22 protein-coding genes are annotated in these 20,617 nt (G+C 61.2%); 13 read left to right on the top strand and 9 right to left on the bottom strand.

Annotated features, from left to right (window positions below; translation table 11 throughout):
* The 3 genes from BFP92_RS18935 to ureC all read left to right on the top strand — a co-directional run bounded on the left by BFP92_RS18935 (position 1) and on the right by ureC (position 2,665).
* Entirely contained in the window at positions 1-534 is a 534-nt protein-coding gene (locus BFP92_RS18935; RefSeq protein WP_065930639.1) for a GNAT family N-acetyltransferase, read from the top strand.
* A complete protein-coding gene (locus tag BFP92_RS18940) occupies positions 531-839 on the top strand; it encodes an urease subunit beta (RefSeq protein WP_065930640.1) in 309 nt (102 codons plus the stop codon). Before BFP92_RS18935 ends, BFP92_RS18940 begins: the two co-directional genes overlap by 4 nt.
* Before the next feature lie 125 nt (positions 840-964).
* The gene (ureC, locus tag BFP92_RS18945) at positions 965-2,665 is read left to right on the top strand and encodes an urease subunit alpha (RefSeq protein ID WP_065930641.1); all 1,701 of its coding nucleotides are present in this window, start codon (positions 965-967) and stop codon (positions 2,663-2,665) included.
* Between the two features lie 81 nt (positions 2,666-2,746).
* Here the strand turns inward: ureC and BFP92_RS18950 are convergent, their stop codons facing one another.
* Positions 2,747-3,685, bottom strand: a complete 939-nt coding sequence (locus tag BFP92_RS18950) for a DnaJ C-terminal domain-containing protein (RefSeq protein WP_065930642.1) — start codon at positions 3,683-3,685, stop codon at positions 2,747-2,749.
* Between the two features lie 238 nt (positions 3,686-3,923).
* Between BFP92_RS18950 and BFP92_RS18955 the strand changes: the two genes are divergently transcribed.
* Entirely contained in the window at positions 3,924-5,198 is a 1,275-nt protein-coding gene (locus BFP92_RS18955) for an Hsp70 family protein (RefSeq protein WP_017136783.1), read from the top strand.
* A gap of 123 nt (positions 5,199-5,321) precedes the next feature.
* Here the strand turns inward: BFP92_RS18955 and BFP92_RS18960 are convergent, their stop codons facing one another.
* From BFP92_RS18960 to BFP92_RS18970, 3 genes are all read right to left on the bottom strand, one after another.
* Positions 5,322-6,335 (bottom strand): AI-2E family transporter, encoded by a 1,014-nt coding sequence (locus BFP92_RS18960; protein ID WP_065930643.1) that lies wholly within the window; start codon positions 6,333-6,335, stop codon positions 5,322-5,324.
* Between the two features lie 192 nt (positions 6,336-6,527).
* Complete coding sequence (locus BFP92_RS18965) at positions 6,528-6,830, bottom strand: PsiF family protein (RefSeq protein ID WP_065930644.1); 303 nt, start codon at positions 6,828-6,830, stop codon at positions 6,528-6,530.
* Positions 6,831-6,902: 72 nt separating this feature from the next.
* Entirely contained in the window at positions 6,903-7,691 is a 789-nt protein-coding gene (locus BFP92_RS18970) for an AraC family transcriptional regulator (RefSeq protein WP_065930645.1), read from the bottom strand.
* 97 nt (positions 7,692-7,788) lie between these two features.
* Between BFP92_RS18970 and BFP92_RS18975 the strand changes: the two genes are divergently transcribed.
* Positions 7,789-8,676: a DMT family transporter gene (locus BFP92_RS18975; protein ID WP_065930646.1), complete on the top strand. Its 888-nt coding sequence runs from the start codon at positions 7,789-7,791 to the stop codon at positions 8,674-8,676.
* 128 nt (positions 8,677-8,804) lie between these two features.
* On the opposite strand, the gene BFP92_RS18980 is transcribed toward BFP92_RS18975, so the two are convergent.
* Positions 8,805-9,695 (bottom strand): esterase/lipase family protein, encoded by an 891-nt coding sequence (locus tag BFP92_RS18980; protein ID WP_065930647.1) that lies wholly within the window; start codon positions 9,693-9,695, stop codon positions 8,805-8,807.
* 199 nt (positions 9,696-9,894) lie between these two features.
* Here BFP92_RS18980 and BFP92_RS18985 point away from each other — a divergent pair, with 199 nt between their 5' ends.
* Positions 9,895-10,425, top strand: coding sequence for a ferritin-like domain-containing protein (locus tag BFP92_RS18985; RefSeq protein WP_017136789.1), 531 nt, complete (start codon positions 9,895-9,897; stop codon positions 10,423-10,425).
* Between the two features lie 65 nt (positions 10,426-10,490).
* On the opposite strand, the gene BFP92_RS18990 is transcribed toward BFP92_RS18985, so the two are convergent.
* A complete protein-coding gene (locus BFP92_RS18990) occupies positions 10,491-12,557 on the bottom strand; it encodes an AsmA family protein (RefSeq protein WP_065930648.1) in 2,067 nt (688 codons plus the stop codon).
* Positions 12,558-12,903: 346 nt separating this feature from the next.
* On the opposite strand from BFP92_RS18990, the gene BFP92_RS18995 reads away from it, so the two are divergent.
* Both BFP92_RS18995 and BFP92_RS19000 read left to right on the top strand, forming a co-directional pair.
* Positions 12,904-13,314, top strand: a complete 411-nt coding sequence (locus BFP92_RS18995; protein ID WP_065930649.1) for a hypothetical protein — start codon at positions 12,904-12,906, stop codon at positions 13,312-13,314.
* Positions 13,315-13,468: 154 nt separating this feature from the next.
* The gene (locus BFP92_RS19000; RefSeq protein ID WP_056860501.1) at positions 13,469-14,101 is read left to right on the top strand and encodes a TetR family transcriptional regulator; all 633 of its coding nucleotides are present in this window, start codon (positions 13,469-13,471) and stop codon (positions 14,099-14,101) included.
* A gap of 6 nt (positions 14,102-14,107) precedes the next feature.
* Here the strand turns inward: BFP92_RS19000 and BFP92_RS19005 are convergent, their stop codons facing one another.
* Complete coding sequence (locus tag BFP92_RS19005) at positions 14,108-14,596, bottom strand: C40 family peptidase (protein WP_065930650.1); 489 nt, start codon at positions 14,594-14,596, stop codon at positions 14,108-14,110.
* Between the two features lie 339 nt (positions 14,597-14,935).
* Here BFP92_RS19005 and ureE point away from each other — a divergent pair, with 339 nt between their 5' ends.
* The 5 genes from ureE (at position 14,936) to BFP92_RS19030 (ending at position 18,622) form a co-directional block, all read left to right on the top strand.
* Entirely contained in the window at positions 14,936-15,436 is a 501-nt protein-coding gene (gene ureE / locus BFP92_RS19010) for an urease accessory protein UreE (RefSeq protein WP_017136794.1), read from the top strand.
* Positions 15,433-16,107, top strand: coding sequence for an urease accessory protein UreF (locus tag BFP92_RS19015; RefSeq protein ID WP_065930651.1), 675 nt, complete (start codon positions 15,433-15,435; stop codon positions 16,105-16,107). The genes ureE and BFP92_RS19015 overlap by 4 nt, the downstream gene beginning before the upstream one ends.
* 9 nt (positions 16,108-16,116) lie before the next feature.
* Positions 16,117-16,731, top strand: coding sequence for an urease accessory protein UreG (ureG, locus tag BFP92_RS19020; protein ID WP_028615537.1), 615 nt, complete (start codon positions 16,117-16,119; stop codon positions 16,729-16,731).
* 24 nt (positions 16,732-16,755) lie between these two features.
* Positions 16,756-17,328 carry a HupE/UreJ family protein gene (locus BFP92_RS19025; protein WP_065930652.1) on the top strand — a complete coding sequence of 191 codons (573 nt, stop codon included), beginning with the start codon at positions 16,756-16,758 and terminating at the stop codon, positions 17,326-17,328.
* Positions 17,329-17,512: 184 nt separating this feature from the next.
* Positions 17,513-18,622, top strand: a complete 1,110-nt coding sequence (locus BFP92_RS19030; RefSeq protein WP_065930653.1) for an AGE family epimerase/isomerase — start codon at positions 17,513-17,515, stop codon at positions 18,620-18,622.
* 110 nt (positions 18,623-18,732) lie between these two features.
* Here BFP92_RS19030 and BFP92_RS19035 read toward each other — a convergent pair whose 3' ends face one another.
* Positions 18,733-19,638 carry a cation diffusion facilitator family transporter gene (locus BFP92_RS19035; protein WP_065930654.1) on the bottom strand — a complete coding sequence of 302 codons (906 nt, stop codon included), beginning with the start codon at positions 19,636-19,638 and terminating at the stop codon, positions 18,733-18,735.
* A gap of 187 nt (positions 19,639-19,825) precedes the next feature.
* Complete coding sequence (locus tag BFP92_RS19040) at positions 19,826-20,590, bottom strand: SDR family oxidoreductase (protein WP_056860507.1); 765 nt, start codon at positions 20,588-20,590, stop codon at positions 19,826-19,828.
* Positions 20,591-20,617: the final 27 nt, after the last annotated feature.

The following is a 20,617-nucleotide window of genomic DNA, read 5'->3' on the forward strand; positions in this document are numbered from 1 at the left end:
ATGAGCGCTACGCACCTGCGTCGAGTCAATGCTGAAAGTTTTGCCCACTACCGCCTGGGTTTGATTGAACTGTTGCTGGACGCGGTGAAGCACGGCGCTTCTGTCGGTTTTATGGCTGACTTCGATCAAGCCCAGGCCCGCACCTATTTGAGCGGCGTGCAGGCAAGTATCGAAGAGGGCAGCCTGCTGCTGTGGGTGGTGGTGCGCGACGAGCAAGTGATCGCCAGCGTGCAACTGGCGCTGTGCCTGAAAGCCAACGGCCTGAACCGCGCCGAAGTGCAAAAGCTGCTGGTACACAGCAGCGCCCGCCGCCATGGCCTGGGCCAACAGTTGATGAACACCCTGGAACTCGCCGCACGCCAGCACAAGCGCGGCCTGCTGTATCTGGACACCGAGGCCGGCTCCGGCGCCGAAGCCTTTTACCAGTCGCTGCGCTACACCAAGATCGGGGAGCTGCCCGACTACTGCCAAAGCCCGGACGGGCGCTACACCCCGACCGCCATCTACTTCAAGACCCTGGGGCAACCTGCATGATTCCTGGTGAATATCAGATCCAGCCTGGCGACATCGAACTCAACGTCGGCCGGCGCACCGTCACCCTCAGCGTGGCCAACAGCGGCGACCGGCCGATCCAGGTGGGCTCGCATTACCATTTTTTCGAGACCAACGACGCGCTGACCTTTGATCGCCCCGCCAGCCGGGGCATGCGCTTGAATATTCCGGCCGGGACGGCCGTGCGGTTCGAGCCGGGGCAAAGTCGCGACATCGAGTTGGTGGATTTGAGCGGCGGGCGGCGAGTTTTTGGATTTGCCGGGCGGATCATGGGCGACCTCGACTGATCGTTCCCACGCTCCGCGTGGGAACGCCGCCTGGGACGCTCCGCGCCCCGCCCTTAAAGTCGTGACGCAGAGCGTCACCGGATGCAGTCCCACGCAGAGCGTGGGAACGATCAAGGAATACGCACATGAAGATTTCCAGACAAGCCTACGCCGACATGTACGGCCCCACCGTCGGTGACAAGGTGCGCCTGGCCGACACCGACCTGTTCGTCGAAGTCGAACAGGACTTCACCGTCTACGGCGAAGAGGTCAAGTTCGGCGGCGGCAAAGTCATCCGCGACGGCCAGGGCCAAAGCCAACTGCTCGCCCATGAAGTGGTCGACACCTTGATCACCAACGCGCTGATCATCGACCACTGGGGCATAGTCAAAGCCGACGTCGGCCTCAAAAACGGCCGCATTCATGCGATCGGCAAGGCCGGCAACCCGGATATCCAGCCCGGCGTGACCATGGCCATCGGCGCCAGCACCGAGGTGATTGCCGGTGAAGGCATGATCCTCACCGCCGGCGGCATCGACAGCCACGTGCATTTCATTTGCCCGCAGCAGATCGAAGAAGCGCTGACCAGCGGCGTCACCACCATGATCGGCGGCGGCACCGGCCCGGCCACCGGCACCAACGCCACCACCTGCACCTCCGGCCCGTGGCACCTGGCGCGCATGCTGCAAGCCAGCGATTCGTTCCCGATGAACATCGGTTTTACCGGCAAAGGCAATGCCAGCTTACCGGAACCCTTGATCGAGCAGGTCAAGGCCGGCGCCATCGGTTTAAAGCTGCATGAAGACTGGGGCACCACCCCCGCCAGCATCGACAACTGCCTGAACGTGGCCGACCAGTACGACGTGCAGGTAGCGATCCACAGTGACACGCTCAACGAATCCGGCTTCGTCGAAACCACCCTGGCCGCGCTCAAAGGCCGCACCATCCACACCTACCACACCGAAGGCGCCGGTGGCGGCCATGCGCCGGACATCATCAAGGCCTGCGGCTTCGCCAACGTGCTGCCCAGCTCGACCAACCCGACGCGGCCGTTCACGCGCAACACCATCGACGAGCACCTGGACATGCTGATGGTCTGCCATCACCTGGACCCGAGCATTGCCGAAGACGTGGCCTTCGCCGAAAGCCGCATCCGCCGCGAGACCATCGCCGCCGAAGACATCCTGCACGACCTCGGCGCCTTTTCGATGATCAGCTCCGACAGTCAGGCCATGGGCCGTGTCGGCGAAGTGATCACGCGCACCTGGCAGACCGCCGACAAGATGAAAAAGCAGCGTGGCGCCCTGCCCGGCGACGGCCCCGGCAACGATAACTTCCGCGCCAAGCGCTACATCGCCAAGTACACCATCAACCCGGCGATCACTCACGGCGTCAGCCATATTGTCGGTTCGATTGAAGTGGGCAAGTGGGCTGATCTGGTGCTGTGGCGTCCGGCGTTCTTCGGCATCAAACCGACCTTGATCCTCAAGGGCGGCGCCATTGCTTCAAGCCTGATGGGTGACGCCAACGCCTCGATCCCCACGCCGCAACCGGTGCACTACCGCCCCATGTTCGCCAGCTTCGGCAGCTCGCTGCACGCCACCAGCCTGACCTTTATCAGCCAGGCCGCCCAAGACGCAGGCGTGCCCGAGGCGCTGGGGCTGAAGAAGCAGATTGCGGTGGTCAAGGGCTGTCGCGATGTGCAGAAAACCGACCTGATCCACAACGATTACCTGCCGCAGATCGAGGTTGACCCACAGACTTATCAGGTCAAGGCCGACGGCCAGTTGTTGTGGTGCGAACCGGCGGATGTATTGCCCATGGCCCAGCGCTACTTTTTGTTTTAACCCAGGCAAGCGTGCCGACGCCCCGGGTTATCTTGCGTTCCGGGGCGTGCGGTGCATTACCGGTCTACGTAGGCTGCCCGCTCAGAAGTGCTCGCGGGGGTCGAACGCGGCTTTTTCCGCCAGGGCTTGCCACAACGCCTTGACCTCATCGTCTGCCGCCTTGGGCATCACGGCTTTGAGCTGGATAAACAGATAACCGCGTTGCCCGGCCTTGTTCAGCAAGCCGTGGCCCTTGGCGCGCATGCGTTGGCCGTTCTGGCTGCCGGCCGGCACCTTGAGGTTGATCTTGCCGGTAAGGGTCGGCACTGCGACTTCCGCGCCCAACGCCAGCTCCCACGGGGCCAGCGGCAGGTTAATGATCAGGTTTTCGCCATCGACTTCGAACTTGGCGTGCGACGCAAACTTGATGATCAGGTACAGATCGCCATTGGCACCGCCGCCGACGCCCGGTGCCCCCTGGCCCTTGAGCCGGATACGCTCGCCATCGGCCACACCGGCCGGAATCTTCACATTCAGGCTTTTGACGGTGTTGCTGACATGCCGGCCGGAGGCGTCGTACTGCGGCACCTGAAAGCTGATCTGCTTGGATTCGGTGGACAGCGTTTCTTCAAGCGACACCGACAGCTGCATCTCCACGTCCTGGCCCTTGCGCCCGGTAGGACGGCGCTGGCCGCCACCAAAAGCATCGCCGCGCGCGCCGAAGATCGAACTGAAGAAGTCCGAGAAATCACCCGCGTCCTGGCCACCGCCAAAACCGCCACGGCTCTGCCAGCCCGGCGGCCCCTGGAACGGCTGGCCATGCTGGCCATATTTGCGCAGCTCATCGTACTCGGCGCGCTTGTCGGCGCTTTTGAGCGCTTCGTAGGCTTCGGACGCGTCTTTGAATTTCTCTTCGGCGTCCTTTTCCTTGCTCACGTCCGGGTGATACTTGCGTGCGAGCTTGCGATAGGCGGCCTTGATTTCCTTGTCATCGGCGCTCGGCTCGACACCCAGAATCTTGTAATAGTCTTTGAAATCCATCGGCGGTTCACCATCCTTAATCGAGATCGCACAGCCCGGGGCACAACGTGCGCTGCTTTGCACATGTTGAGTGGTGTGGCCTGGGGGTGCGTCAAAGTGTTATCGGCGCTAGCCGTATGCAACAGATGTGGGGGCAAATACCCAACTTTCAAGCACGATTTAGCGGATAGTCGGCCTACGCATCCGCCCTCGAGTGGCATACACTGCGCGGCCGTTTTTTAACCGGAACCTGGAAGACATGAACAACACATCCCCAGCCCGTGCCTGCGGCATCGACTTCGGCACGTCCAACTCCACCGTCGGCTGGATCCGCCCCGGCGAGGAGACGCTTATCGCGCTGGAGGACGACAAGATCACGTTGCCGTCGGTGGTGTTCTTCAACTTCGAGGAGCGCCGCCCGGTGTACGGTCGCCTGGCGCTGCACGAATACCTGGAGAACTACGAAGGCCGGCTGATGCGCTCGCTCAAGAGCCTGCTGGGTTCCAAGCTGATCAAGCACGACACCAGCGTGCTCGGCACGGCCATGCCGTTCACCGACCTGCTGGCGCTGTTTATCGGCCAGCTCAAGAGCCGCGCCGAAGCCAACGCCGGTCGCGAGTTCGAAGAAGTGGTGCTGGGCCGCCCGGTGTTCTTCGTCGATGACGACCCCATGGCCGACCAGGAAGCGGAAAACACCCTGGTGGATGTGGCGCGCAAGATCGGTTTCAAGGACATCTCGTTCCAGTACGAGCCGATCGCGGCCGCGTTTGACTACGAGTCGACCATCGAGAAAGAAGAGCTGGTACTGATCGTCGACATCGGCGGCGGTACTTCAGACTTCTCGCTGGTGCGCCTGTCGCCGGACCGCCGTCATAACGACAACCGCCAGAGCGACATCCTCGCCACCGGCGGCGTGCACATCGGCGGCACCGACTTCGACAAACAGCTAAGCCTGCAAGGCATGATGCCGTTGTTCGGCTACGGCAGCCGCATGAAAAGCGGCGCCTACATGCCCACCAGCCACCACATGAACCTGGCCACCTGGCACACCATCAACTCGGTGTATTCGCAAAAATCCCAGCTGGCCCTGGGCAGCATGCGCTACGACATCGAAGACACCGGCGGCATCGACCGCCTGTTCAAGCTGATCGAACAGCGCGCCGGGCACTGGCTGGCCATGGAAGTGGAAGAAACCAAGATCCAGCTGACCCACGAAGACAACCGCCACGTGGCCCTGGACCGCATCGAAAAAGGCCTGAGCGTCGACCTCAGCCGAGCATTGTTCGAGTCGTCCATCGACGCGTTGCTGGAGCGTGTGCGCAACAGCGTCACGCAACTGCTTAACGATGCCTCGGTGAGCGTGGCCCAGGTGGACACGGTGTTCTTCACCGGCGGCTCCAGCGGCATTCCGGCACTGCGCCACAGCATCTCGGCGATGCTGCCGAATGCACGGCATGTGGAAGGCAATATCTTCGGCAGTATCGGCAGCGGTCTGGCGATTGAGGCGAGCAAGCGTTACGGCGCAATGGAGTAGATCGTTCCCACGCTCCGCGTGGGAATGCATCCTGTGACGCTCCGCGTCACGACTTCAACAGCGGACGCAGAGCGTCCAGGGCAGCATTCCCACGCAGAGCGTGGGAACGAGCTAACGGGCCAGTTAAACCATCCCCGCCAGCTTCAACTCACTCTTTAAATACGCATAATAAATCGGCCCCGCCACCACACCCGGCAGGCCGAACGCGGCTTCAAACACCAGCATCGCCAGCAGCAACTCCCAGGATTTGGCACTGATCTGCCCGCCGACAATGCGCGCGTTGAGGAAGTACTCGACCTTGTGGATCACGATCAAGTAGCCCAACGCCGCCACCGCCACCCAGATCGACAGCGACAGCGCGACGATGGTGATCAGGGTGTTGGAGATCAGGTTGCCGATCACCGGCAGCAGGCCGACCAGGAAGGTCAGCACGATCAGGGTTTTGGTCAGCGGCAGGTGGATACCGCACAGCGGCAACACGACGGCGAGAAAAATCGCAGTGAAGGCCGTATTGAGCGCCGCAATCTTGATCTGGGCGAAGACGATATTGCGAAACGCCTGGACCAGCAGGTGCAGGCGGTCGAACAGCGCGGCGGCCAGGGGTTTGCGTTTGGTCAGGTCGGGCACGCGTTGCAGGGCAATGATGGCGCCGAGCACCATGCCGATCAGCAGGGTGACGAACATGTGGGCGGCGTCTTTACCGACCAGTTGCAGCTCGCTCAGGTGTTTGCTCAGCCAATCGCCGATGGCCACGCGGAACTCTGCGGCACTGGCGGGCAGGTAGGCGTCGACGAACGGCGGCAGTTGCCCGCGCGCGCGGTCGACCACGCCCATGAATTTGTCCAGGGAAGCCCCGGGATTTTCCGCCTCGTGGAGCAGGAAACTGATAGCGCCGGCAAAGATCAGGGTCAGCACGCTGACGATCAAGGTGCCCAGCAAGGCCACCGCCAGCCAACGCGCACGCCGGCCTTCGATCAACCGCTGGAACTGCGGGGTAAGCATGTTGACCAGTTCATAAACCAACAGGCCGGCCAGCAGGCTGGGCAGGAGCTTGAGTGGCAGCACCAGCAGGAGCCCGCCGAAAATGATGATGCAACTGACCAGCAACAACACGTGACGCTGAGAAAACGTTGGCATACAGCCTCAAAACGAACGGCGCTAAAGGATGGGCAGTCTGCCAGCCTTGAGGGAATCAAGCGAGAGGTCTGAATGGCGAACACCGGCAGTGTGGGAGCGGGCTTGCTCGCGAAAGCGGTGGATCAGTCAGTACATCTGAAACTGACACACCGCTTTCGCGAGCAAGCCCGCTCCCACAGGAGATAGGCGCTATCAGTTGCCTTTGAGGCAGGTGCTCATAAAGGTTTTACGCGCATCGCCAGCCAACGCCTTGGTTTTCGCCGTGGCATTGCAGTCTTTCATTTTCTGCTGCTGCGGAGTCAGGGTCTTGGCATCGTTGGCGGCCGGCGCCGACAGGCAGGTCTTCATAAAAGCCTTGCGGTCATCGCCCTTGAGCGTCTTGGTGGAGGCTTGGGCATTGCAGGTGGTCATTTTATTTTGCTGGGCTGTGGCAGCGAAGCCTTGGGAACACAGCAGCAGGCCCATCATCAACAACGGAATACGCAGCATCTTCATGGAGTTTTCTCCCTGTTGCCGTACCAAAGGGGCACGGCCTACGCAGCAGTGTAGTCAAAACCTGTTACATCTTCAGCGCCCACGGATATTCGACCGGCGGTACTGCTCCGGGGTGCAGCCGGCGTGACGCTGGAACATGGCGATAAACGCCGAAGCGGTGCTGTAGCCCAAGTCAAAGGCTACGTGTTGCACACTGCGGTCGCTGTCCAGGGCTTCGATGGCGGCGAGGTAACGCAGGCGCTGGCGCCATTCACCGAAGCTCATGCCCAACTCACGCACGAACTGACGGGCCAGGGTGCGCTCACTCACATGCACTTGCTCGGCCCACTGCGCCAGTGGGCGATTGTCGCCAGGCTCGGCCTGCATGCCCTCAAGTACGCCGAGCAAGCCGGGGTGGCGCGCGTAAGGCAGGAAGCAATCATGCATCGGCGCTTGCTTGAGCTGGTCCACCAGCACCTGGGCCAGGCGTATGTCGGCCTCGGTCTGCGCGATATTGACGTCACGCTGGGCAAAGTCGCTGAGGATGGCCTTGAGAATGTCACTGATCGCCAAGGTGCACGGCGCCTGCGGCAGTTGCGCGCAGAGCTCCGGGACCAGGCCCACTGAGCGATACACAATCGCCTGGGCATTGTAGGAACTGTGCTCGGTATTGGGGGGGATCCATACCGCGTACTGCGGCGGCGACATAAAGCGGTTGCCGGCCACTTCCATGCGCATCACGCCATTGGCCGAATAGTCCAGCGAGCCCCAACCATGCCGGTGCGGCGTGCACTCGGTGTCGGGGGCGAATTCGGAGTAGCGGAAGTAGACGGGGCTCGGCAGGCTGCGAAAGTCCGCGAGGCGTACGGTGTGTCTGGCCATATTGTCTGGATACAAAGGTCGGTTGTCTGGATCGCAGTATAGGCTTCTATCCAGACAGGGGATAATCCCGGCTCATCAACACACCTGGTTTCTTTCGATGCAATACGCGTATCCCCTGCTGGCCATCTTTATCTGGGCCGGCAACACCGTGGTCAACAAACTGGCGGTGGGCTCGATCTTCCCCGCAGAAATCGGCTTTTACCGCTGGTTGCTGGCGGCGTTGCTGTTTACTCCGTTCATGCTCAAGCCGGTGCTGGCCAACTGGGCGCTGATCCGCCCGAACCTGGGCAAGATTTTCATCCTCGGCGTACTGGGCATGGCGGTGTATCAAAGCCTGGCCTACTACGCCGCGACACTGACCAGCGCCACCAACATGGGCATCATCCTGTCGCTGATGCCGTTGATGTCGCTCACGGCCGCCATCATCAGCCTCGGCCAACGCCTCACCTTCGGCGCGTTGACCGGTGCGGTGCTGTCGTTCGCAGGCGTGGTCGTGGTGGTCTCGGCCGGCAACCTCGGCGCGTTGCTGCAACACGGGCTCAACCTGGGTGACGCGATGATGCTGTTCGCTACCCTGGCCTATGCGGTCTACAGCACCCTGCTGAAAAAATGGCAATTGCGCCTGCCGCCGCTGGTGTTGCTGTATTTGCAGATACTGGTGGCGGTGGTGGTGCTGTTTCCGCTGTTCCTGTTCTCGGCCAAAGCCGGCTTGGGCTGGGCGAATATCCCGCTGGTGCTGTACGCGTGCCTGCTGGCGTCGATGCTGGCGCCACTGGCGTGGATGCACTCGGTGAAACACCTGGGGCCAAGCCGCACCACGCTGTTTTTCAATTTGCTGCCGCTGATTACCGCATTGATTGCGGCGATGGTGCTGAAGGAGGAACTGGCGATGTATCACTTGGTCGGCGGCTTGCTGACCTTGGGCGGGGTGATTTTGTCGGAGCGTTGGACGACGCCGGTGCGCCGCGAGGTCGGGGTTGCCTGATAGATCGCCATCGCAGCGGTGCGACGATTCGACAAGCCAGCTCCCACAGTTGACCCCATTCCAAAGCTGGAACCCGGTCGAATGTGGGAGCTGGCTTGCCTGCGATGAACGATAATCCGGTCTCCCGGTTAAACCCCCGCCGCCTTCAGCCGCCGGGCATGCTCAACAAACAACCGGATCGGCTCCGCACCTTTGCCCACCAACCCCATGGATTGGTTGACGATATCGAAGTGGTCCAGGGCATAGTCATCACCGATGACCGTGCCCAAGTGTGAGCTGTAGCGCCCGACCATGCCGTCACATTGGCCCTGCTCACGCACAAAGCTGCGCGCAAACAGCCGGCAACTGCGATTGGTGCCATCCAGCAGGTTGCGCCCACGGTCGGTCTTGCCTGGCTGCAAGGTGCCGGACCACGAGTAATAACGCACGCCGTTGACCACCTCGGCGCCCTGCCCGCCCCAGATTTCGGGCAGCCCTTGGGGATACTGGCGGTTGAACAAGGCCACACCGTCACGGGTCAGGGATTGATGCGAGGCCTGCAAGTCGGCCTTGAAGCGCGGGCCGCGATAGCCGGTTTCCAGCAGGCCCATTACCCAGGCAACCAGATGAAACGCCGCGCTCATCAGTCTACCTTTCACGCTGGCCGGCGGGTAATGGGCGTGGATATGGTCCGCCAGTTCCGAGCCATGGTTGGGCCCGGCCACCGACGTCACGGACGCCACCCACTGCGGGCGCAGGGCGGCGGCATAACGCGCGGTGAGCGCGCCCTGGCTGTGGCCGATCAGGTTGACCTTATCGGCGCCGGTCTCGCGGCGGATCTGTTCGATGTGCGCCAGCAACTGCTCGCCGCGCACCTCGCTGGCATCCAGCGGCGCCACCTGAATGGCAAATACCTGCGCCCCACCCGCTCGCAGCGCCGGGACAATGCCGTACCAGTAAGGGAAAAAGCCTACGCGCACAAAGCCCAGCATGCCGGGCACCAGCACCAAGGGGTAACGCGTGGCGAGGGAATCGGGCATGGGCCGGCATCCAGTTCGGAAAGCGATAATGCCATCCTAGACCAGCCGACATGACTACCCCATGACTAAGCCGTTTGGAAGTGCCCGGTCAGACGGTGTGAAATCCGATAAAACTTTTTGCGTCAGCCAGGACTCACAACTTGGAGTGATCACGCCGACAGAGCGTGGCGCAAAACCGGATTAGCACCAGGAGATTGAGATGACCCAAGCAAACTTGACCGACGTTGCAACCCTGCGCAGCCGCGCCCGCCAGCACGTCGAAAACGGCGCCGTGACCGAAGGTTACGATGCCGACCGTGAGGAAATTATCCGCCTGCTCAACGAGTCGCTGGCCACTGAATTGGTCTGCGTGTTGCGCTACAAGCGTCACTACTTCATGGCCAGCGGCCTGAAAGCCAGTGTCGCCGCCGATGAGTTCCTGGAGCACGCCACTCAGGAAGCCGAACACGCCGACAAACTGGCCGAGCGCATCGTGCAACTGGGCGGTGAGCCGGAGTTCAACCCCGACCTGCTGTCGAAGAACTCCCACGCTCAATACGTGGCCGGCAATACGTTGAAGGAAATGGTCTACGAAGACCTGGTGGCCGAACGGATCGCGGTGGACAGCTATCGCGAAATCATCCAGTACATCGGTGATAAAGACCCGACTACACGTCGAATCTTCGAAGACATCCTGGCCCAGGAAGAAGAACACGCCGATGACATGGCGGATATTCTGCAGGACCTGTAACTAACACCACAAAACAGTGTGGGAGCGGGCTTGCCCGCTCCCACATTTGGCTAGCGTTCCTTCTGTTATTTCACGGTTTTCGGCGCCTTGCCTTCTTTCATCTGTTGCAGCAACGGCGCGCACTGGTTGGGCTCATCCCCGCTTGGTGCGACCAATGCCAGCAAACCGGCAGCCGGCCCGGCGATCACACCCAGCGCGACCATCCCGGCCCCCCGCAACATCAACGGCACCGCTTTCACACCAGCATTGGGCTTGATAAATGGGCCGTTGACGTACAGCGGCGAGCGCAGGGAAAAGAGGCGGAAGCCTTTTGATTCGGGCGTGATGGTCAAGTCCAACTGCTCGGTCGCCATGTTCGCCGTGCCATCGATATAAATGATCGCGTTCTCGGTATCGAATACAAACAGCCGCGTCGTCGCCATACCCGTCTTGATGCCAAAATCCGCCGCCGCGCAGTTGATCTTCACTTCCTTGTCGCCAAACAAGCGGCCGACCACGTAGTTGCCCACGTTGAGCCCGGCAATTTCCATCAGGCCGCGGCTGATGGCGCCGTCGTTGATCAGCATTTTCAGGTCACCGTTGGAGCTGCCCAACAGGGCCGCCACGGAGTTGCCGCGCCCGGAAATATCGGCATCGCCGTTGAGCTCACCAAAGCTGGTTTTCATCGGCTCGAACGTCGGGAACAGCTGCTTGAGCTTGAAGTTGCGTGCGGTCAGCCTGGCGTGCCCTTCCATCGGCGTGATACGCCCGTTCAAGCGAATCTGCGCATCCAGCTTGCCACCCGCCACACCAAAGCGCAGGGGTTGCAGGCTCAGCTCGCCGTCGTTGAGGACCAAGTGGGTGTAGAGGTCGGTGAACGGCAAGTCGGCGCTGTGCACGATGCGTTTGCCGGTAAATTCCACATCGGCGTCCATGTCGCGCCAGCGCTCGGTGCGGAACTCTTCCACCGGCAGCACTTTGGTTGCCGGTTGCTTGCTCTCGCCACCACGGGCCTTTTGCTTGGCGTTGGAGTCGGCACCGATCAACGGTGCAAGGTCAGTCATCAGCAGTTGGTTGGACACCAGCGTACCGCTGAGCTTGGGGCGTGGCTGGCTGGCGACATAACTGAGGTTGCCGTGGATATCACTGTTGCCGATCTTGCCGTTGAAGTTTTCGTAGGTGAATGACGCGCCGCTGGCCTCATGCAGCTTGGCGATCAGATGGCCGTCGGTGGCATAGGCAGGAGAATCGGGCAACGTTACGCCGGTCAGCGGGTAAAGGTTGCCCAGGCTGCTGCCGGACAGTTTCAGCCGCAGGTCCAGGGCCCCCAGGTTCAGCGGGTCGGTCAGGGTGCCGGCCAGTGCGATGCTGGTGTCGGCGATTTTCACTTGCGCTTGCAACGGGAACGGCTTGGCCGCGTCCTGCAAGGCCAGCAGCCCGCCGATCTTGCCGGTGCCGTCGAGTTTCTGGCCGTGGTACTGGCCTTTGACCTTGAGACCGAATGCGTAGTCCTGGGGCGCCGAGCCTTTTTCCAGGGCCTTCTTGGCGTCCGCGTCGCCGACAATTTCACCGAAGGGAATCGGCTTGCCGAGCAGGTCAATGATCACGTCCAGTTGGGTCTTGAGGGTTTGGTCGTCGAGGGTGACGTGGCCCTTGTCGAAGCCGATGGAACCGATGTCCACCACCCAGCTGGAAGGCTCGGCGTCGGGGTCTTTGGGATCGAACGTGAAGGTCCAGTTGGCGCGACCGTCAGCCAGGCGCTGCAAGTCGGCACTTGGCTCGGTGAGGTCGATACGCGGGATCACCACGCGTTGGGTCAGCAAGGCCAGGGGCGAAATGCGCAATTCCACGCGCTTGAGCGTGACCATCTGCGGTTTTTTTGACCAGTCCGGATTGCCCAGGGTCAGGTCTTCGGCAATCACGTGGGGCCACGGCACCCAGGCCCGCCAACCGCCTTCATCGGGCTCGCGCGCCCACACCACGGCGAGGTTGCCATTAATGGCAAACGGGCGATGCAACTCTTCGGAGACCTTGGCATTGAGCGGCGGCTTGATGCGGTTCCAATCAAAAAATACCAGCACCAAGACCAGGATGGCGATTAACACCGCGAAGCTGGCGCAGCTCCAAACCACGATTTTACGAGTGCGCGTCATTGCACAGGACTCCTCAACACAGATAGCAAAACTACAGCTTATAAGGCTACGACTGGCAAACCGCCCAGGGGTTTAACCCAAACGGCGATTTAGTCGCAATAAGCCACTTTCCTGATCGATCAGACCGTTTTCATCATCGACGGCGCACCATTGTTACCCACGTTCGTGTCGAAAATACCCACCGCGGTGCAAAAGCGCGGGCTTGAGAGGCGCGTTCTAGAGCCTCTGCGGGGAACAATCAATTCTGTTGATTATTACCATTGTGTTTATGAACTTTTATATCGACTTCTCGAGAGTAACATTAGCCCTGTACCCACTTTATCGCCCTCCCAAGGAGCAACCCATCATGAAACGCCAAATACTCGCTACTGTTCTGCTGTCGGTCCTGGCTTCCAGCGCATTTGCCCTGCCAGCCGCTGAACAAGCTACCCCACAGAACAAAGCTCAAGCCGTTCAGTCGAGCCAGACCCTGGCCCGCAGCGGTTCGCAAGAAGATGAAAACCGTGACTACGCCAAAGGCGCTGTAGCTGAAAATGGTCGCAACCGCCTGGAAGAGAAAGGTCTGGTAGAAGGCGGCGCTGAACAAGCCAACAAACGCGCCTACACCGAAGGCGTTGCTGAAGGTGGCCGTGATCGCCTGGAACAGAAAGGCCTGGTAGAAGGTGGCGCTGAACAAGCCAACGAACGCGCTTACACCGAAGGCGTTGCTGAAGGCGGTGCTGACCGTCTGCAAGAACTGCATCAAGCACAGAGCTAAGCCCGTGGTGGCCGAGAAAAAAGCCCGATCAGAAGATCGGGCTTTTGCTTTTATCTAGACTGCATCACACCCTGAACACCCCGCCAAGTTCGACGTAGATGAAGCTGTTTTGCTAGAGTGCAACGCTGTACTTGCCGACAAAGCCCGCCCGCCGATGCTGCCCCGCGCCGAACAAAAGCAACAGACCCGCCTCGCCTTGATGGACGCAGCCCGCCATCTGATGGAGTGTGGCCGTGGGTTCGGCAGCCTGAGCCTGCGCGAAGTGGCCAAGACCGCCGGGATCGTGCCGACCGGGTTCTATCGTCATTTTGAGGATATGGACCAGCTGGGGCTCGTGCTGGTGAGTGAAGTCGGCCAGACCTTTCGCGCCACCATTCGCCTGGTCCGTCACAACGAGTTCGTGATGGGCGGCATCATCGATGCCTCTGTGCGGATCTTTCTCGACGTGGTTTCGGCCAACCGCTCGCAATTCCTGTTCCTGGCCCGCGAGCAATACGGTGGCTGCCTGGCCGTGCGCCAAGCCATCGGCGCCCTGCGCGAAGACATCACCCGCGACCTGGCCGCCGACCTCACCTTGATGCCCAAGCTCCAGCACCTGGATGCCGACGGCCTGCACGTCATGGCCGATCTGATCGTCAAGAGCGTGTTCGCCACCCTGCCCGACATCATCGACCCTCCGGCCCAGGCCCTGCCTGCGCACCTTACGCCCCAGGCGAAGATCACCCAGCAACTGCGTTTTATCTTTATCGGCCTCAAGCATTGGCAAGGGCTGGGCAGTACCGAATAAACCCGGTCAGCCCGCGGTGTGGAAGCGCTTGGCGGTGGTGTAGTGCTTTTTCCAGTAGCTGTTGCTCAATGAATCGATACGCACGCGTTTGCCGCTGCTGGGCGAATGAATGAATTTGCCCTTGCCGATATAAAGGCCGACATGGCTGACCTGGCCGCGCCCATTACCTTTGAAAAATACCGCGTCGCCGGGCTTGAGTGCCTCGCGCTGAACGGTTGCGGCGCTTGATCGATGCATTTCTGTGGTGGTGCGCGGCAGACGGATATTGGCTTCGGTCTTGAACAGGTAGACCAGGAAGCTGCTGCAATCAAACCCTTGGTCAACCTTGGTACCGCCACTTTTATAGGGCGTGCCGAGCAGCTCGTGGGCACGATCGATCACGTTGTCGATGGTGGCGGTGGGCTCGAAGGACACAGGCGCTTTTAAATTGGCCGAAGCCGGTATGACCGCGCAGGACAAGCTGACAATGAGTGAAACTAAAAATACCTTGAACATGATCGGCGTCGCAGTGGATTAAACACGGCGCACATCGTAATGAAACAGCGCGTAACTTTTTGAACGGCAAATCCTGCAATCGCGTAGGAAAACTCCGAGAAAAACCAAGTGCGAAACAGATGAAAGAAGTTTCATCCGCCTGGCAACAGACCTAAACGCAAAACGCCCACATCCAGTGCTATAAACCCGATAACGCACCAAATTGAAGCGTGACAGGCATCGACTGACGCCCTGTTCGGTGGCATGTCAGATATTACCTACAAGGGTTTTCCGCCCTTACACAGGGTTGGCAAGCCCCTTGCTCTAGCTCCCTTATCGCTCATAGCTGGAAGCCTCCTGATGCTGGTGATCCACCGCCGAATCGCCCCCCAAGCCCTCTGGGCCGCCGAACTGCTGCTGAACTTCGAAGCGCGCAGCAAAAGCCGCCTGCGCTGTTTCAGTGCCGACGGCGAAGACGTCGGCCTGTTTCTGGAGCGTGGCCAGCCGCCGCTGCACGATGGCGAATGCCTGCAAGCGGAAGACGGGCGCGTGGTACGTGTGGTCGCCCGCCCTGAACAGCTGCTGCACGTAACCTGCAGCAATGCCTTCGAACTGACCCGCGCGGCCTATCACCTCGGCAACCGCCATGTGGCCTTGCAAGTCGGCGACGGCTGGCTGCGCCTGCTTGATGACTACGTGCTCAAGGCCATGCTCGAACAGCTCGGCGCCACCACGCAAACCCTCGAGGCTCCGTTCCAGCCGGAACACGGCGCCTATGGCGGCGGCCATCACCATTCGCGCCATGGCGACGAAGACTTCAACTACCCGCCCAAGCTCCACCAGTTCGGCGTACGTCTATGAACCCAGCCTGGGCGCTGTTGCGTCTGGCCAGTCCGCAATTGCCGATTGGTGGCTACAGCTATTCCCAAGGCCTGGAGATGGCGGTGGATGACGGCCGCGTCAATGATGCAGCCAGTGCCCTGCGCTGGATCAGCGATCAGTTACTGCTCAATCTCGCCCGTTTTGAGGCGCCGCTGTTGCTCGCCCATTGCCGCGCCGCCGCCGAACAGGATTGGCCGCGTTTGGCGCAGCTGTGCGAAGAGCACCGCGCCAGCCGCGAGACGCGCGAGCTGTATCAGGAGAGCCGGCAGATGGGCTATTCCCTGCAACAGCTGCTCAACGGTTTACCGGAGCTGGACGACGCCGCACGCGACTTCCTGGCTCACCGTGATGAGCCGCACCTGGCTCTGGGCTGGGCGTTGGCCGCCCGCGCCTGGCACATCAGCCCCGATGACGCCCTGGCCGCGTGGCTGTGGAGCTGGCTGGAAAACCAATTGGCGGTGCTGATGAAAACCCTTCCGCTGGGCCAGCAAGCCGCCCAACGCCTGACCAGCCAATTGCTGCCCCTGCTGCAACAAGCCCAGCAGGACGCCGCACACATCGACCCTATCCATTTCGGCAGCGCCGCGTTCGGCCTGTCCCTGGCGTGTATGGCCCATGAGCGCCAATACAGCCGCCTGTTTCGTTCCTAGGAGACCTATATGAACACACAACCTTTGCGTGTCGGCATCGGCGGCCCGGTGGGCTCCGGCAAGACCGCACTGACCCTGGCGCTGTGCCTGGCGCTGCGCGACCGCTACAACCTGGCGGTGGTCACCAACGATATCTACACCCGCGAAGACGCGGACTTCCTGGTGCGCAACCAGGCCCTGGCGCCCGAGCGCATCATCGGCGTGGAAACCGGCGGCTGCCCGCACACGGCCATCCGTGAAGACGCCTCGATCAACCTCGAAGCGGTGGACCAACTCAACCGCCGCTTCCCCGGCCTGGACCTGATCCTGGTGGAGTCCGGCGGCGACAATTTGTCGGCCACGTTCAGCCCGGAACTGTCAGACCTGACCATCTACGTGATCGATGTGTCTGCCGGTGACAAGCTGCCGCGCAAGGGCGGGCCCGGTATTTGCAAATCCGATTTGCTGGTGATCAACAAGATTGACCTGGCGCCCCTGGTCGGCGCCTCGCTGGAACTGATGAACAGTGACACCACACGCATGCGCAACGGTAAGCCCTTTGTGTTCAGCAACCAGAAAACCGGCGTCGGCCTGGATGAAATCGTCGCCTTTATCGAACGTCAGGGCTTGCTGACTGCGGCCTGATCCCACCCCCAAAAAGGAGCCTGTATGGGTCTCAACAAACTTCTCGCTGCCGCTGCCCTGCTGCTGGCACCGGCCCTTGCCTTCGCTCACCCAGGGCATGGCGATAATGGGCTGGTGGCCGGTATCAGCCACCCATTGGGCGGTATTGATCATTTACTGGCCATGATCGCCGTCGGCCTGTGGGCCGCGCAGCAACAAGGCAAGGCGCGCTGGGCACTGCCTTGCGCGTTTGTCGGCACCATGCTGATCGGCGGCCTGCTCGGCTTTGAAGGCCTGGAACTGCCGGCGCTGGAAAGCGGGATTGCCGCCTCGGTACTGGCGCTGGGCCTTGCAGTGGCGCTGGCAGTACGGCCGCCGCTGTTTGTGGCGGTGGCGGCGACGGCGCTGTTTGCGCTGTTCCACGGTGTGGCGCACGGCCTGGAGCTGCCGGACATGTCCAGCCCGTGGGCGTATGCCGCCGGTTTTGTCGGCGCGACGGCGGCTCTGCATGCGGCGGGGTATGCCGTGGTGCGTTTTCTGCCGGCCGCTGCTGCACCGTTGGTACGGATTGCCGGGGCAGCTTCGGCGGCGACTGGGGTGTGGTTGCTGGCGGGCTGATTGGCGCCGCTGCTAAGGGCCCCATGCTTGATCGTTCCCACGCTCTGCGTGGGAATGCAGCCCTGGACGCTCCGCGTCCCAAAGCCTGACGCAGAGCGTCACGAAATGCATTCCCACGCAGAGCGTGGGAACGATCAGCCTGCTACCATGCGCGCCTACACCTCTGCCGTGACGACGCCAGCCGATGCCCATCGCTTCCCAACCTTCCTTGAATGCCGTGCTCACGCACTTCCACACCCTGATCGTGCCGCTGTGGCAAGGCCCGGGCTGGAACGCCGACCTGGCGCTGCCCTACGAGGCGCTGGGCGCCGATCACCAGCCATTGCCCCCGCAACGCTACCGCGCCATGGCCTGCGCCCGGCAGTTGTACCTGTTCGCCAGCCTGATCGGCGAGCCCGGTGCAGCGTTTGCCGAAGAGCGTGCAGCGGCGCTGTTTCGTTCGCTGCAACGGCACTTCCATGATGCCGAGCATGGCGGCTGGTTCTACAGCATCGACGCCCACGGCAAACCGCTGGACAAGCGCAAAGACCTCTACACCCACGCCTTCATCATCTTCGCCTGCGCCCACTATTGGGCCAAGGTACGCGAGCCGTTGGTGGAGTCGGTACTCGACGCGGCCCTGGCCGTGGTCGCCGAACGTTTCGCCACCGGCGACGGCCTGTACGAAGCGGTGCTGGAGCGCAACTGGTCATCCCTCAAGTCCGGCCCCCTGCAAAATCCGCTGATGCACCTGGCCGAAGGTTTCCTCGCCACGCTGGCCGTGCGTGAAGACGCGGTCACACAGGATGCGCTGCTGGACCTCACCACGGCCCTGCAGAAGCGCTTCATCGACCGCCAGCACGGCGTGATGATGGAAAAACCGCTGGGCGCTGTGGATAACTGGTTTGAGCCGGGGCATCAATTCGAGTGGTTCTTTTTGCTCGAATCGTCAGACGTGCTGCGCGGCACACCCTTGCATGCCTCGCTGACGCGGGCATTTGCCTATGCAGAGCTCAAGGGTGTGGATAAGTTAAGTGGCGCAGTCAGCGGCATGCTCGCCCTGGACGGCAGCGTGCGCGACGGCACGCAACGGATCTGGGCCCAGGCTGAATACCTGCGGGCGCTGACCCTGCGGCCGGGTAGTGAGGTGGTGTTGCAGCGCCAATTGCTGGCGCTGCAACAGCACTTTTTGCATCAGAAAGGCTGGCACGAGTGCCTGGATGCCAAAGGCGCGGTGAGCCGACGGGATATGCCGTCGACTACGCCGTATCACCTGGCGACCTGCTACCAGGGCCTGATCCAGCATCTGGGTTGACCTTTAGTGCCTCATCGCAGGCAAGCCAGTTCCCACATTTTGATGTGTGAACACAGTCAAATGTGGGAGCTGGCTTGCCTGCGATAGCCTCACCTCGGTCTACCTGGCTGTCACGCAACCCACTTGCGATCCCCGGTAAAACTGATCGTCAACCAACGCGCCGCATCCGGCGTACCCAAGCCTGTGGATATCTCCTCGCGCAGCTCATCAAGCGTCGCGACGTTAGCCACCGGGTAATTGGCCGGCAACACCACATGAATCTCGATAAACCGCGCCCGCCCGTGCTTTTGCACGTAGGACACGTAGTCATCGAAACCATGCCTGGCCTGGGCCGCGTCCATCACTTCACGCACCTTGTCGTCCAGGTGGTCCGGGGCGATGCCCAGCACCTCGCGCAACGCCGGGCGCAGGATCTTGAACGCCGGCGCCAGCATGCTCAGGGCCAGCAGAATCAGGATCAATGGGTCGACATACACCGCCCACTCGCCATAGCCCTGGGACTTGAGCAACAGCGCGGCAAGAAAGCTGATCAGCAAGCCCACCGACAGCATCGCGTCCACCAGCCAACTGATGTTGTCGAACTGGATCAGTGAAGATTTCAGCGTGCGATTGCGATAGCGCACGTAAAAGAAGTAGGCGAACTCGACCACGGTAAACACCGCCGCGTAGACGATCACCAGCCCCAATTCGATTTCACGCCCGCCATTGATAATGCCGAACACGCCGTTGAGAAACGCGTAGATCGCGATCAGCAACAGGAAGCTGCCTTCGATCAGCAGCACCATCGGCTCCAGGTGCCAGTAGCCGAACTGGAAGCGCTCGTTGCTTTTCTTGGCGATCAACTTGGCCGTGATCAGCATCAACACCTTGATGGCGGTGGCGATCAGCGAGAAAAAGCCGTCGAACAGAATGGATTGGGCGCCGGATATCACACCCGTGACAATCCCGGCGATCGCGACCGCGAACATCAGAATCGTCGATTGTTTGAGCAGTGCCTGCTCACCTCGGTTACTCACATTTCCTCCCGTCAAAACCTTTAAACCGCACAGTGCGGAGGGGTTTTCAGGCGTGGAGTGTACCTTATGTCCTGTTTTGGCCGATTTGACGCCTTCGCAGGCAAGCCAGCTCCCACACTTGACCGAGTGAACCCGATCAAATGTGGGAGCTGGCTTGCCTGCGATAGCCGCAACGCGGTCTTAAGCCTTACTTGGCCCCACGCTCAATCGCAAACCCAGCCCAGGTCTGGCTTACCGGCATCAGCTCCAACCGGTTGATGTTCACGTGCGCCGGGGTATTCATCACCCAGAAGATCGTGTCGGCAATGTCCTGCGGCTGGATCGGCTCGGCACCGGCATAGGTCGCGTCATAACGCGCCTGGTCACCGCCAAAGCGCACCAGCGAGAACTCGCTCTCACACAGGCCCGGCTCGATGTTGGTCACACGCACGCCGGTGCCTTGCAGGTCGCAACGCAGGTTCAGCGAGAACTGCTTCACGAACGCCTTGGAGCCGCCATATACGTGGCTGCCCGGGTACGGGTAGTTACCGGCGATGGAGCCCAGGTTGATGATGCCGGCGCCACGGCCATGGGCGATCAGGCGCGGCAACAGCAGGTTGGTGGTGGTCAGCAGGCCTTTGATGTTGGTGTCGACCATGGTTTCCCAGTCGTCGAGGCTGCACTTGGGCGCAGGGTCGGTGCCCACGGCCAGGCCGGCGTTATTGATCAGCCCGCGCAGCTTGGCGAACGACGGCGGCAGGTTGGCGATGGCCTCTTCCATACCCTTGCGGTCACGCACGTCCACCACCAGGCCATGCACTTCGGTCTGCTTGGAAAGCTCTTCGACCAAGGCATTCAAACGCTCAGCACGACGGCCGGTAAGCACCAGTTTCCAGCCGGCGTCGGCAAAACGACGGGCGCAAGCTTCGCCGAAACCTGAGGTGGCGCCAGTAATAAACAGCGTGTCGGACATGGTGTTCTCCTTGCGGGCATCGGGAAA

This window comes from Pseudomonas sp. 58 R 3 (assembly GCF_900006605.1).
Lineage (GTDB): Bacteria > Pseudomonadota > Gammaproteobacteria > Pseudomonadales > Pseudomonadaceae > Aquipseudomonas > Aquipseudomonas salomonii.

Coding starts and splice junctions, on each gene's coding strand:
- BFP92_RS18970 (WP_065930645.1), bottom strand. CDS start 7,691: ATGGCCAGACACACCGTACGCCTCGCGGACTTTCGCAGCCTGCCGAGC.
- BFP92_RS19000 (WP_056860501.1), top strand. CDS start 13,469: ATGCTGCCCCGCGCCGAACAAAAGCAACAGACCCGCCTCGCCTTGATG.
- BFP92_RS18965 (WP_065930644.1), bottom strand. CDS start 6,830: ATGAAGATGCTGCGTATTCCGTTGTTGATGATGGGCCTGCTGCTGTGT.
- BFP92_RS18975 (WP_065930646.1), top strand. CDS start 7,789: ATGCAATACGCGTATCCCCTGCTGGCCATCTTTATCTGGGCCGGCAAC.
- BFP92_RS18935 (WP_065930639.1), top strand. CDS start 1: ATGAGCGCTACGCACCTGCGTCGAGTCAATGCTGAAAGTTTTGCCCAC.
- BFP92_RS19015 (WP_065930651.1), top strand. CDS start 15,433: ATGAACCCAGCCTGGGCGCTGTTGCGTCTGGCCAGTCCGCAATTGCCG.
- BFP92_RS18960 (WP_065930643.1), bottom strand. CDS start 6,335: ATGCCAACGTTTTCTCAGCGTCACGTGTTGTTGCTGGTCAGTTGCATC.
- BFP92_RS19030 (WP_065930653.1), top strand. CDS start 17,513: ATGCCCATCGCTTCCCAACCTTCCTTGAATGCCGTGCTCACGCACTTC.
- BFP92_RS18985 (WP_017136789.1), top strand. CDS start 9,895: ATGACCCAAGCAAACTTGACCGACGTTGCAACCCTGCGCAGCCGCGCC.
- ureE (WP_017136794.1), top strand. CDS start 14,936: ATGCTGGTGATCCACCGCCGAATCGCCCCCCAAGCCCTCTGGGCCGCC.
- BFP92_RS18980 (WP_065930647.1), bottom strand. CDS start 9,695: ATGCCCGATTCCCTCGCCACGCGTTACCCCTTGGTGCTGGTGCCCGGC.
- ureC (WP_065930641.1), top strand. CDS start 965: ATGAAGATTTCCAGACAAGCCTACGCCGACATGTACGGCCCCACCGTC.
- BFP92_RS19005 (WP_065930650.1), bottom strand. CDS start 14,596: ATGTTCAAGGTATTTTTAGTTTCACTCATTGTCAGCTTGTCCTGCGCG.
- BFP92_RS19025 (WP_065930652.1), top strand. CDS start 16,756: ATGGGTCTCAACAAACTTCTCGCTGCCGCTGCCCTGCTGCTGGCACCG.
- BFP92_RS18995 (WP_065930649.1), top strand. CDS start 12,904: ATGAAACGCCAAATACTCGCTACTGTTCTGCTGTCGGTCCTGGCTTCC.
- BFP92_RS18940 (WP_065930640.1), top strand. CDS start 531: ATGATTCCTGGTGAATATCAGATCCAGCCTGGCGACATCGAACTCAAC.
- BFP92_RS18955 (WP_017136783.1), top strand. CDS start 3,924: ATGAACAACACATCCCCAGCCCGTGCCTGCGGCATCGACTTCGGCACG.
- ureG (WP_028615537.1), top strand. CDS start 16,117: ATGAACACACAACCTTTGCGTGTCGGCATCGGCGGCCCGGTGGGCTCC.
- BFP92_RS18950 (WP_065930642.1), bottom strand. CDS start 3,685: ATGGATTTCAAAGACTATTACAAGATTCTGGGTGTCGAGCCGAGCGCC.
- BFP92_RS19040 (WP_056860507.1), bottom strand. CDS start 20,590: ATGTCCGACACGCTGTTTATTACTGGCGCCACCTCAGGTTTCGGCGAA.
- BFP92_RS18990 (WP_065930648.1), bottom strand. CDS start 12,557: ATGACGCGCACTCGTAAAATCGTGGTTTGGAGCTGCGCCAGCTTCGCG.